This window comes from Thermodesulfobacteriota bacterium (assembly GCA_040753795.1).
Taxonomy (GTDB): Bacteria; Desulfobacterota; Desulfobacteria; order Desulfobacterales; family Desulfosudaceae; genus JBFMDX01.
Map to the genome: position 1 here is coordinate 66593 of JBFMDX010000005.1, position 13039 is coordinate 79631.

Here is a 13039-nt window from a genome sequence, read left to right on the forward strand (position 1 = left end):
TTACACGTTTTTTAATCGTTGAGGTCATCGATCTCTTCATAGGATCGGGTCGGCATCGAAATCAGATTGAAAATCGGCCGGATCTGATCCACAAACAGCTTGACGCTGCCGATGGAACTTCTGGGGATATAGACCAGATCGCCGTTGACCAGGTCCAGATTCTGTGCCTGACTCCCCTGTTCGACCAGAGACCGGACATTGGCGGCAATCACCTCCGGAGAAGTGATATCTCCCCGGACGATGCGGGTTTCTTCCGGGCGGCCGAAGATGGTGGGTCCGCCGGCCTGGGCGATGGCATCAAACAGCTTCATGCTGGAACCGCTGAAGGAATACCTGCCGGGTTTGTTGACCTCGCCAAATACATATACCCGGGATGAACCTTCTGCCATACGGGGGACAAATATCAGGTCTTCGTTATCCAGAACCGGATCCTGGGATCGGTCTCCCTGGGTAATCGCTTTGAAGATATCCGCCTTGACCACTATGCTGCCGTTTTTGCGACGGATCTGGATATTGTTCAGGTCCGCGGTCTCTGCCAGCAAACCGCCGCCGGCCAGAACTTCCAGCAGTTTGGTTTTTCCAGTTAAGTATTTGATGCCGCCGCCGACCTGACGATCCAGGGCGGTATCGCTGCCCGGCCCCATTACCGTCACGAATTTGCTTTTGTACTGTTCCACGGTCACATCGATCTGGGGATCGATGATGTACCGGGACAGTTGCCGCTTGAGTTCTTCCTCCACCATGGACGGCGTCATGCCGACCACATACAGATTATTGACGAAATTAAATGAAATTTTACCGTTGGGTTTGACAACAACCTTATCGCTGCGCACACCTTCGGGCACCCAGATATCAATAGCCAGAAGGTCCATGACGCCGATTTTATATTCAGGTATTCCGTTAACAGTGGTAAACACTTCGTTTTCGAACACATCACTGGCGTCCGGCAATTCCTTGCGCAGCGAACCTCCAGCGGCGTTTTCATCGGCTACATCAACAGAAGTTTCCGGATTAACGGGAAAGGGACGGATCCCCTCTCCATCGGAAGACGCCAAAATAATGGGCGTCCCCCCTTCGACCAGCGACATCTCGGCCAGATCGAAGTAGGAACCTTCGGTCGGAAACCGGTCGTCAAGACGACCCCAGGACCCCGCTCCCTTATTCCGCCAGCAGCTGATCCCGCCGTTTTCGATGGAAGTGGCCAGCAGATCCACCCGGTCATCGCCGTCCACTTTTACCGGGAAAGCCTTCCAGAAGCTACCTTCCATCACCGGGCCGTCCATTTTGCTGAATTCGCCACGGCCGTTTCCGGCATAAACCGCCACTCCGGACCGGTAGGTGCCGGACATCAAATCAAGAAAGCCATCTCCATTGATGTCCCCCGGCGTGATGGTGTAAAATTCGCCCTGGCCCACGGTGGATGCCGGCGACCATTTTCCCTTGCCGTCACCGAACCAGACCTTGACTGAACCGTAAGTTCCCCAGCCCGCGGCGGCAATATCCAGCAGGCCGTCGCCATTAAAATCGGCGGTACATACATCCATAAACTTGCCGTTAATAGTCGGTCCGCACTCGACTTCCCAGCCGCCTTTACCGTTTCCCAGCCAGACCTGAACGCCGCCGTGGCTGTCGGCAGTGGCGTTGGCGGCGACAATATCGTAAAACCCGTCATTGTTCACATCCGCCAGTTCGATCCCCTCATAATTATTGATATGAACGGGGCTTTGACCTTTTTCCCAGGCGCCTTCCGGACCGTTCAGCCAGACCATCAGGCCGGATGATTGCCGTTGAACGGAACAGACAATATCTTTGAGTCCATCGCCGTTGATGTCCGCGGCATCAATGGACCGGATGTCTCCCTTGATCGGAAGAGCCAGGGGTTTTAAAAAATTGGCGTCTTTCTGCTTGTACCAGACAGAAACGCCTCCCGGCTCCGAAGAGCCGCCGGCAAAGTCCGGGAATCCGTCATTGTTCAAATCCGCTACGACGACGCAACGGTAGCTTCCCGACGTGATCGGGGTGCCGGCGTTAAACATGACCATCGGCTGAACGGCGGAATGGTTGGCGGCGCATCCGGCCAGCAAAGCGACGGCGCACAGAATGACGATCATGACTCCGGCAAAAAATCGCCAGCCGGTTTTTCCGGCGGTTCTGGTACTTTTATTCATATGATAAAACACTCCCTATTCCAGATCGGCCACAGCCTGTTTAACTGTTTCCGCGTCAACGGATTGCTTTTTATTCATCATCCCTATCAGAAAACAGCGGTCACAGAGATTATTGATGCGCAGCGGAACGCCATGGGAATACTCATAAACCAAAGGGATGGATTCCCCGGAGAAAATCGCCCGTTCGGATCCGGCCTGTTTGAGACGGTATTGAATATACTGGTTCGTATCCTCCTCATTCAGCGGCGGCAGATGATACTTCATGCTGATCCGTTCTTTCAATGCCTGCAATATCTCAACCTTTTTTAACAACAGCGGCTGGCCAACCATGATCAGCGTCAGCAGAAAGCGGTTATCGGCCTGGAGATTCAGCAGCATCCGCAATTCATCCAGAGTACTCTTGCTGTTGATTACATGGGCTTCATCAACCACCAGCACCGCGCCGCCGTTGTGAGCGGCATAAGTTTCCAATTTTCTGCGCAGTTCCTCCAGCAGCACGGATTTGGAAGTACTCTTGACCGGGATACCGAACTGGATGAGAATCCCGCGGATCAGGTCAACGGCCGAAACCGCCGGATTGGAAAGCATCCTGATTTCAAATCTGCCGGAAGGAAGATAGGAAGACAGGTTTCTGATCACGGTGGTCTTGCCGCAGCCGACCTCTCCGGTCAGCATGGCCACGCCTTTGCGATGATTGATGACGTAAAGCAGACGGTTGATCGCTTCCTGATGTTGCGGAGATTCAAAAAATATTTCGTGACTGGGAACATTCAGAAAGGGCGGCTCGCGAAGTTCCCAATAATCAAGATACATTCCGTTTCCCTCGTCGCTTTATCATCATCCCGGTCAAAGCGGATATTTTCCGCCCTGATCAGATCGAACCCGTGCCGGCGACATCTTCCGCCATCCCGTCGGTGATAAACAAGAGTGTGTTCTCCTTCAGGTCGACAATCCGCTCCGTTGTCATCGGCCGATGCTGAGCGTCAAAAATAATTTTCACCCGGGGACGCGTCGGATATCGCGCGTCGGTTTCCAGAACTTTGCCGATGGTGCCGGAGTTCAGACGGACAAAACTGAATACCGGAAAAAGGGACACGACACTCATCAGCGCTTTGAGATGCTTCCGGTCAAAGGAATTCTTGCCCGTGCGGAGAACTTCCTTCATGGCCGGGAAGTGGAGAAACCGGTTACGGTGAGGACGGGAATGAATCAGCGCTTCATAAAAATCCGCCAACCCGATGACCCGGGCATACTCATGGATATCAGCGGCTTTAAGGCCCGACGGATACCCCGACCCGTCCTGACGTTCGTATACCTGGACAGCGATTTCGGCCAGGTAATCGTAATCTTTATCCAGTTGTGACAGAATCTGACGGCTGAAAACCGGCCGCTGCCGGATCTGTTTCATCTCATCTGAATTCAACGCCGACGTTTTGTAAAAAATCTCGTCCGGTACCAGAACCGTCCCGATATCATGGAACATGGCCGCGGTTCCCAGTTTCACCAGGCCGGCGGCGGGGATTCCCAGATGACTTCCGATCATAACGGCCAGGATGGCGACGTTAACGGAGTGATGAACAACCGTATCCTCCCGATAATCTCGGTGAATTGCGGCCAGAAAAAGCGCGTCCATCTCCTGCCGGCCGACGTCCGTCACTTTCTTCATCAAGGTAATGGACGGATCAGGTGAAAACGCCCGGTTTCGTCGAACGGCATCATAAACCTCTGCCAGACACTTGAGTGCCTCCGTATACAAACGGCTTTCTTCAGGGGTTCCGGGCATCCGCATGCGGGCATCTCCGGCAGCTCCTTCCAGTTGGCTTAATCGCAACGATTCTGAGTCGCTATTTTTTTGCGCGGAGGTTGAACGGACGGTCGAATGTCCGCTCTCGGCAGCCAGCTTGGACATGTTTAATTTTGATTCGTTCATATATCTCCATAAAATTTCACCCGGGGTGAAAATCAGACCGGGCCGATGGGTTTATCCGGATTATAAGTTATTAAAAAAATTATAATTATATTTTTAATGATAATCAAATTTTTTTTACGGCCGGGTAACATTGGTCCTCTTGAAACGCACGGGCATATCTGCCTGGAAATAAATTAAATTATATATAACTACAAATAGTTATATGGTCATAGACGAGGGTTTAATCAGTTAAATTCTGAATATTTTTAGTATATTATTTTTTTGTTAAGGGCGGGTCGGGATGCCCGGACGTGGACTTTTTTCGTAACCGGCCGGATTTTTCCAGCACGCTGATCAGCAGCACCAGCAGCACGGCCTGAAGGAGCAGAAGCGCCGCTTCCAGGATACCGGCGTGACGTATGACAACGGCGCTGATACCGAGACAACTGTTTAAAGCAAAAATAAATACCACGCTTCTTCTGTTGCCGCCCAGGACAATGGCCAGTCGATGGTGAAGGTGATCACGACCGACATATTCCAGCCATTGCCGCACGGTGGCCACCTTGCCGGTAGCGATCCGATCGACGGTGATATAAATCATGTCGAAAATCAACACCCAGAAAATCAGCAGCGGAGAAACCAGTGCCACCACCGGATTGGTGTCCGACCAGACGCCGTAAACAGCCAGACAGGCCAGTATAAATCCGATAAAGGTGCTGCCGGCATCTCCCAGAAAAATAGCGGCCTTGCCCCTGGCCCTGAAATTGTAGGGCAGAAAACCCAGGCAACCGCCCATTACGGCGATGGCCAGCCAGCCGACAAGCGGTTGCCCGGTCTGATAGGCAACCAGGCTCAAAAAAAAAGCGATAATGGCGCCCAGACCGGCGGCCAGGCCGTTCATGCCGTCAAAAAAGTTCAGGGCATTGGTAATGCCGATGATCCACAAAAAAGTCAGGACCAGGTTAAAGGCAAGACCGGCGGTTCCCAGGTGAGTCGGGACAACCTTAAGGACAACCCCGTGACTGACGACGATGATGACCGCGACGATCTGGGCCAGCAGCTTGATGACGGCGGGCACCTCACTGATGTCATCCATCAGCCCCACGGCAAAAAGAAGCAGTGAAGCCGATAGAATCGCCACGACACCCGGGTCATAAATGCCATTTAAGAGAATGGAAGCAAGAGAAGCCATAAAAACAGCCATCCCGCCCAGCAGCGGTGTGGCCTGATCGTGACGTTTGCGTCCGTCCGGCAGGTCGAGGATGTTGAACCGGCGGGCCACCCGCATACAAACCGGCGTCAGGCAGAAGGAGATCCCGGCGGAAAGAATCAGGATATAGGCCCAGCGAGCGCCATGCAAAGCGAATGTTATGGAGGCAGACGGCAGCAGCAACGCTCCCGTCAGAAGAACGGCCGTTCCATAAAGCAACCCTTTCCACTTGCTGTTTCCCGACCTTTCCGTCATGACTCCATTTCCTCCAGACATTCTTTCAGGGCGGCGATGACGGTATCTGCTTCCTGATCCGTCAATGAGGGATAGATCGGGATGGACAGCGCCGTGCGCCAGGCCGCGTCCGATTGCTCATATCCCGTCAGGTTCAAATAGTGATGAAGCGGCCGGAACACGGGCCGGGCACAGGTGATACCGCGCCGGGCAAGGCGGTCGATCCACGGGCCGGCGTCATCCGGTACCCGGACAACATAGCGGAAGTAAATCCGGCCGGGCGTGTCCGGCGGCAGGATGACGCGGAAATGACACAGGGCCTCATTATAGCGGCCTGCTATCTCCTGCCTTCTGATGATAAACGTTTCCAGCTTCCCCAATTGGGACAGGCCCATGGCGGCCTGAAGGTCGGTCATCTTGTAATTGAAACGAACGCGGTAATCCGTCCGGTTGTCATAATTTCGCAAATCCACAATCCGCTCGATAATTTTCTGATCCCGGGACGCGACCAGACCGCCCTCACCGGTTGTCATCATCTTGGTGGCGTAAAAGGAAAAAACAGCCGCGCCGCCAAACGCGCCCAGGGGTCGGCCATGATAGAGGGCGCCCACAGCCTGGGCACAATCCTCGATCAGGGGAATGCCGATGGCCAGCAGTCCGTCCAGGTCAGCCGGCGCACCGAACATATGAGGAACGATTATCGCCCGGGTCCGAGATGTTACCCTGCCGGCAGCATCGCGAGAATCCATGTTGAACGTGTCCGGATCGATGTCTGCCAGAACCGGTTCCGCGCCGGCATGATAAACCGCGTTCAACACTGCCGTGCAGACATAAGAGGGAATGATCACCTGGTCGCCCGGACCGATCCCTAGGGCCAGCAGGGCCAGATGCAGTCCCGCTGTTCCCGAGTTCACGGCCGCGGCATGGCCCAGCCTGAATGCCTCCGCAAAATCTCTTTCCAGACGCTCTACCATCCGGCCCTGGGCAATCTGACCGGACAGCACCACCCGGTGGACAGCCGCGGCTTCCGCCTCTCCCAGGGTGGGACGTGAATGAGGGATGACATTCATGATGTCGGCCGATAATCCTGAACACCTTAAATGTTGATAAACAGCCGTAACGGGCTGAAGGCTTCGGCGTATTTCACCCGGCCCTGGATCCCCCGGAAAACCGCTCCGGCGTTGGCGATATCCAGAATGGACAGACCTTCGATATTGGTCCTGGCCACCTGGGATTGGTGGGCCTTGAGCAGGTCTCTCTTTTTGTCGATAGTCTCGCTGATATCAACAAAAACCGAAGGGTCAAACCGCTGAGTAGTCGGCCCCTCGTAAAACATGACATTCCGGACATAACGGGTGGCTGAAATAACGATCTGGGCCAGGTGGCGGTGATCCTGATGGGTGTCGTCATGGTAGTGGCAGAAAATAAAATCCGGTTTCACCACGGACATGATGCCCTCGATATACTGGATCGTATCCAGGTCGACCGCCAGGCGCGTATCTTCGGCGTTGCCCCAGAACAGGCCGCTGGCATTCATGATTTGCGCCGACGCCGTCTGTTCGGCCATGCGGACGTCCATGTCTCCGCCCCTGTCACCCTTGGACATGATCAGCAGATATATCTTGTGCCCCCGGATACCGTATTTTAGCAGGGTTCCCCCGCAGCCGAACTCGATGTCATCGGGATGAGCGCCGATGGCCAGGATATTCATTCGTTTATCCATTATTCTCCTTCCCCTCTGATCACCGCCAGACTGTCCGGACCGCGGTTGAAGAGCAGGTCGACCGCCGACAGGTTGGCCACAAAATCGCCGTACAATTGAGGATAGACCGGATGATCAAATGCCTGAAACACCACCCGGATACCGCTGTCGTTAAACCGGGACAGATCCATGTAATTGGCGCCTCCCCGGCCGGCCAGATAAGTGTCCGCTCCAAGTTCCCGGCAGATATCGATCAGCCGGTCGGTGGGCTCTTCCCTCAGGGGCGCCAATTCCGAAGCGATCACCGTTTTCGTTTCGATCCCCAGTGCCCGGCGCAGCGCTTCGGCCAGAGCGATATTCAATTCGGAAAGGCGTTCCGGGTCAGATCGCAATATGGGTTCAAAAAGGCTCATATACTCATCAAAAAACGGTGCACGCCGGTAGCAGGTCGTCAGGGCCTGAATATGTTTTTTTCCCCACGGCGTTTTCCGGTCGATTTTAACCTGGTTGATTCTCTGGGGAAACCGGTAAGTCACGGGAACGGTCAGCCACTGCCACCCGCCAACGGACTTAATCCGGTTCCGGTTCTGCCACTCGTTCTTTTTGTATTGAACGTTATCAAGATAGCAGAAAACATCGGCTTTGGCCATCTTATCGTAATAGCCGAGCCAGGGAAAATATTGCGGCTGATGAACGGCGGCGATCATGGCCGGTCCCTCATGGCGGATTCATAAAGGGCGTTAATCTTGGATATCATGACGGCAAGCGAGAAGCGAAGCGCTGTCTCCCGCCCCTTCTCCCCAAGGGCGACGCGCAGGGCGTGACTGTCAAGCAATTTTACGATGGCGGCGCGCAGGGCGCCGGGATCCCGGGGATCGACCAGAAAACCGTTGTCTCCATTACGGACCATGTCCGGTATGCCGCCGACGTTTGAGGCCACTACCGGCCTGCCGGATGCCATGGCTTCCACCACCACCCTGCCCATACCCTCGTTCAGGGACGGCAGGACAAACACGTCAAACGCCCGCATCACTGCGGGGATATCCCGACGCCAGCCGGCCAGCACCACCTTCACGTCAACGCCCGCTTCAGCGGCTTTTTGCTTCAGGTCCGATTCCAGGTCGCCCTTGCCCACAAACACCAGATACAGGTCCGGCCGGGATCTCAGCAGCGGTATCATGGCCTCAAGCAGGCCCGCGGGGTTCTTGACGGACTGCAGCCAGCCCACGGTGCCGACCACGGCCGCCCTTTCCGGGATCCCCAGTTCCCGGCGAATTCCGGGGTCATCGCCTGGCGCCGCAAGGAAGGCGTCAATATCCACCCCGCTGTGAATGATACGCATGCGGTCATCGGCAAAAAGGCGCAAGGATAAATAGTCGTCCCTTTCTCCCCGGGTCAGGGCCACCAGATGATGCGTTATAGGGGCGGTAAGTCTTTCCGTCAACAAAAACAGCTTTGAAAAAAGAGCGGCGAAATGACCGTAAAACACATGGCCATGAGGCGTATGGACAATCACCGGTGTCCGCGCCAGCCAGGCGGCCCATCGGCCCAGGATGCCGGCCTTGGAAGTATGGGTGTGAACGATGTCCGGTTTCTCCCGCCGGATGATCCGCCATAATTGTAGCATGGCGTCGACATCATATAGGGGATGGACGCTTCGAACCAGCGCGGGCAGGCGGATGATTTCCACGCCCTGCCGCCGGGCTTTCTCCAGACCGGATTCTACCGATTCCGTCTCCGCCGGCGTCATCCGTGACTCCCGGGACAGGCCGGTGACCAGGATCACCCGATATCTCTTCCGGTCCAGACCCAGGCAGGTCAGCAGCGTGTTCTGCGCCGAACCGCCCATGTCCATCCGGGTGATGATGTGCATGACCGAAACCCGATCCGTCATCATTTCAATCCCTCCCGATTGCCAGGGCCAGCATGGCGTCGATATTTTTTTCCCAGGAATAATTGTCCTCGACAAAGGCACGGGTTTTGAGCCGGAGTACTTCGTAAGCGCCGGGCGTTTTTCTGACACAACCGGTTTTTTCAATGATCAGCCGGGCCATGGCTTCTTCGGAAATATCGTCGAACAGCAAATCACGATCAAACGATTCGAGAATCTCCAGGGTACCGCCGACGGGCGTTCCCAAAACGGGCGTACCGGACGCCATGGCTTCCAGGGTAACCAGGCCGAACCCTTCCAGGTCTTGGGTCGGAAGGATAAAAAGGTCCGCCATGCGGTAATAGTCGGGCAGATCCTCTTCTTGGATAAAACCGGTGAAGAGAACGTGCGGCGTCAGTCCGGTTTCTTCCGCCTGCCGTACCAGTGCCCGCTTCAAAGGCCCCTCGCCGCCGATCACCAGATGCACATCCTTCGACCGTCGCAGAACAATTTCCATGGCGCGCAGCAACACGGAGAGTCCCATGCGGGGCTCCAGGTTCCGCAAAGTAAACAGGATGACCCGGTTTTCGGGCAGACCCAGCCTACCCCTGATGGCTGCTTTGTCATCAGCCGGCCGGAAACGAGTACAATCTACACCACCGGGAATAACCGATATTTTTTCGTCCGGGACCCCATGACTGTGCCGCAATTTTTTACCGGTATAAGCACTTAAGGTCACGATCCGATCAGCACCGTCCAGAGCCGTCTTCTCCAACCGTTTCCTGACCCGAGCCATTACCTGAATGGCCAGACGCCCGAACATGCCGGGTGGCGCGGCGTTCCTGGAAAGATATTCCTCATGCCACAGGGAATGACAGGTGTAGATTTTTCTTATGCCGGTCCTTCCGGTAAACAGAACGGCCATGGCGGATAAGGGTTGATGCAAAAAGATACAATCAAAACCGATGTCCTGATGCAACGACCGGAACAGGCGTCCGCCGTTTTTGATGGTGTCGGCGAAAAAGCCCAAGGGATGTTTCGGATCCGCCCGGTATCGCCATTCGGTGACGCCGGATATGGTCTGGTGCTCCGACCCATGGATTTCCGGGATCCATCGGGTCATCAGATGGACGGAATGGCTCCTGGCCGCCATACGTGTGGCCTGTTCGAAAAGGACACGCTCCGTACCGCTGCCGGCATTGCTGATGGACGCATCCGCCACAAAGAGAAGATTCAACTCCGGTTCCCCGCCTGAAGCAACTATATTTCAAAAGAATCCTTTGAGGGAGTATAGCATAATACGGACGGACTCGTCATTACCGCGTGTCAGCAGACGCCAGCCAGGCCGGATCGTCCCGGGGCCAGTCCTTTAAGGGAATCATACACCGTCTCTGTTGACGCGACCGTAGTCCTGATGTCAAAACGTTCGAGAACCGTCCGGTGCCCCTGCCCGGCTATCTTCTTCCGCGAATCGGAGGCGGACAGGATACGTCCGGCCGCCTCCGCCATTGCCGACGGGTCTTCGGGAGGCACCAGCAGGCCGTTGATTCCGGGGCGGATATATTCCGCCGGTCCTCCGGAATTCGTGGCCAGAACCGCGACGCCTGAGGCCATGGCCTCCAGGGCCGACAGGCCAAAAGGCTCTCTCACCGACGGCAGGACAAAAAGGTCCAGGACGGCATAGATCTCTTCAATTTCATCGACCGAACCAGTAAACCGGCAAATGTCCGCCACGCCCGCGGTCATTGCCTCCCGTTTCAGATCTTCCAGCAACGGCCCCTCTCCGGCGAACAGGCAGACCAGATCCGGGAATGCGGGTTTGAGAAGAGGCAGTGCCCGGATCAGATGCACCTGCCCCTTTTCCGGGACCAGACGGCCCACCGTACCGATCACCGGAGAGCGGCCAGTTATACCCAGCTTCATTTTTATCGCTTCGACATCAAAAGCGCGGGAGAAACGCACCGGGTCGATGCCGTTATAAATGACAATGATTTTGTCCGGACTGATGCCTAGCTTCCGGGTGTCCGCGGCCATAGCTTCGGAAACGCAGATAAAGCGCCGGGTTATGCGGGATGACCATGATTCAATAATCCGGTAGAACCGCCGGAGGGCAGGCGGCGTATCCCGGTAATCAAAAAGAGAAACATGAATGGTGACCACATGAGGCCGTCGGGTCAGCAGCGCTGCCAGGCGGCCGTAAAAATTAGCCCGAAACCCGTGGGAGTGGATCACATCCGCCCCGGCCTCCCGGCAGAGGCGGCAGAGGTGGATGAGGGCCGCCGGAGACGGCTGCCGCGGCATAGGGATGATTTGATACCGATGGCCGGCGGCTTCCATCTCCCGGTTCAGGTATCCGGCATAAGGGATTACCGTAACATGACGGTAAGCCCGCGAGGAATAACGGATCAGGTCGAGCAGGTGCCGCTCGCCACCGCCCGGGCCGCCGGAACCGATCACGTGAAGCACGGTTGTCATCGGAGCTGTCAATGTCATTGGTTTGCGCACTGCCTTACCGCTTCGTCCGCCACCATCCTGGCCATCATCCGCCGGTCGAACCGGTCCCGGATCCACTGATGGGCTGCCATCCGTTGATCCATGTCCGGTTCGCCGGGCTGCGACAGGATGCGGATCACCGCCTCGGCCAATGCCGTAGGCGAATCCGGCTGCACCAGGGTCACCAGGGGCGCGTTCCGGAATATGCCGGTAATGCCGGGCACGTCCGAAGCGACCACCGGTCTGCCGCAGGCCAGGTAGTCAAACATTTTGACAGGTGATCTCAAACCCGCGTCACGATGATACGGCGCCACGCAGACATCCATGGCATTGATCCAGTGCGGGAGCGCTTCATACTCGATTTCTCCGGTAAAAATGAAATAACGTTCCAAGCCCATCGCTTCGACCATTTCCGCCCACACCCGCCTCATGGGGCCGTCGCCGACAATCAGAAACCGTGCCGCCGGAACGGTCTCAACAATCTCCGACGCGGCTTCTATCAACCTTCCTACGCCCTGGTGAGCAAGCAGGGTCCCCACAAAACCGACGTAACGAAGGTTCTCCTCCAAACCAACGGTTCGGCAAGACGCATGCCTGTCCGCGGGTCGCATCAAATCGGTATTGGCGCCGCTGGGCATGACGACCATCTTCCCCGGAGGCATGGCCGGCATCTGCTTTCCGATCTTTGTAATCACCGCTTCTGAGATTACAAAGCAACGGTCGGCGTGACGGATATTGATCCGGTCCAGAAATTCCGAAAGCAGAGACCGCAGGCGGGATCGGGCTTGCCCTCCCTCACCCCGGCGGCCGGCAAACGGGTCGTCATTTACTTCCAGGTAAAACCGGGCTTTCTTCATTTTCGCATACAACAGCGGGACTATCAGTGATGTTCTTCGCAGATAAACAACATCCGGCAGCGTCCTTCGTCGGTGGATCAGAGACAGAAGCAAAAAAAGGTTATAGGAAACTGAACGCAGGCCCGGCACATTCAACAGGGGGATCTCAATGACGGTAAAGGGCGGTTTCTTCTCGGCGAAACCATACTTCGGCAGAAAAAGCGTCACCTCGCTTCCCGTCTGGGCCAGGTTCCAGGCCAGATCCCAGATCTTGACGCTGGCGCCGACGAAATGTTTCCAGAGGGGATCATGCCAGTAGGCGAAAAGGTGAAATGATAGTTTTGTATTATTCATTAGGGCTTTTAATAGTTGTACAAGAAATCTTTTCCCTGCTATAGTTTTAAAAAAAGAAACTCTTTTGATCTATTAACATAACCATTTGATTTATATAAACATCAATTTTGTTTTTCCACTCTTTTATGATTCCCTTATAAAATATGCGGACCAAAGAAAACTTTTTCTCGTCATAACTAACTTAAATTTTGGTTATTTACAACCGATTCTTCCTATGAATCAGTAAAGTCGGTATACATAATCTTAACAAGATATCAGTCAGA

At 55.2% G+C, this 13039-nt stretch carries 11 protein-coding genes; all 11 read right to left on the reverse strand.

Annotated features, from left to right (window positions below; all coding sequences use genetic code 11):
* Positions 1-11: 11 nt before the first annotated feature.
* Entirely contained in the window at positions 12-2168 is a 2157-nt protein-coding gene (locus AB1724_08125) for an FG-GAP-like repeat-containing protein (protein ID MEW6077762.1), read from the reverse strand.
* Between the two features lie 15 nt (positions 2169-2183).
* On the reverse strand, positions 2184-2981 hold the full coding sequence (locus tag AB1724_08130; protein MEW6077763.1) for an AAA family ATPase: 798 nt from the start codon (positions 2979-2981) through the stop codon (positions 2184-2186).
* A 58-nt stretch (positions 2982-3039) separates the two neighbouring features.
* Positions 3040-3957, reverse strand: a complete 918-nt coding sequence (locus AB1724_08135; protein MEW6077764.1) for an HD domain-containing phosphohydrolase — start codon at positions 3955-3957, stop codon at positions 3040-3042.
* A 394-nt stretch (positions 3958-4351) separates the two neighbouring features.
* Positions 4352-5542, reverse strand: coding sequence for an MraY family glycosyltransferase (locus AB1724_08140; protein ID MEW6077765.1), 1191 nt, complete (start codon positions 5540-5542; stop codon positions 4352-4354).
* Positions 5539-6591, reverse strand: a complete 1053-nt coding sequence (locus tag AB1724_08145) for a DegT/DnrJ/EryC1/StrS family aminotransferase (GenBank protein ID MEW6077766.1) — start codon at positions 6589-6591, stop codon at positions 5539-5541. Before AB1724_08145 ends, AB1724_08140 begins: the two co-directional genes overlap by 4 nt.
* A 26-nt stretch (positions 6592-6617) precedes the next feature.
* The gene (locus AB1724_08150; protein ID MEW6077767.1) at positions 6618-7244 is read right to left on the reverse strand and encodes a PIG-L deacetylase family protein; all 627 of its coding nucleotides are present in this window, start codon (positions 7242-7244) and stop codon (positions 6618-6620) included.
* Entirely contained in the window at positions 7244-7930 is a 687-nt protein-coding gene (locus tag AB1724_08155; protein ID MEW6077768.1) for a WbqC family protein, read from the reverse strand. The genes AB1724_08150 and AB1724_08155 overlap by 1 nt, the downstream gene beginning before the upstream one ends.
* Positions 7927-9120, reverse strand: a complete 1194-nt coding sequence (locus AB1724_08160) for a glycosyltransferase family 4 protein (protein MEW6077769.1) — start codon at positions 9118-9120, stop codon at positions 7927-7929. Before AB1724_08160 ends, AB1724_08155 begins: the two co-directional genes overlap by 4 nt.
* A gap of 1 nt (position 9121) precedes the next feature.
* The gene (locus tag AB1724_08165; GenBank protein MEW6077770.1) at positions 9122-10330 is read right to left on the reverse strand and encodes a glycosyltransferase family 4 protein; all 1209 of its coding nucleotides are present in this window, start codon (positions 10328-10330) and stop codon (positions 9122-9124) included.
* A gap of 89 nt (positions 10331-10419) precedes the next feature.
* On the reverse strand, positions 10420-11586 hold the full coding sequence (locus AB1724_08170; protein MEW6077771.1) for a glycosyltransferase family 4 protein: 1167 nt from the start codon (positions 11584-11586) through the stop codon (positions 10420-10422).
* Positions 11583-12776 carry a glycosyltransferase family 4 protein gene (locus AB1724_08175; protein MEW6077772.1) on the reverse strand — a complete coding sequence of 398 codons (1194 nt, stop codon included), beginning with the start codon at positions 12774-12776 and terminating at the stop codon, positions 11583-11585. Before AB1724_08175 ends, AB1724_08170 begins: the two co-directional genes overlap by 4 nt.
* Between the last annotated feature and the right edge of the window lie 263 nt (positions 12777-13039).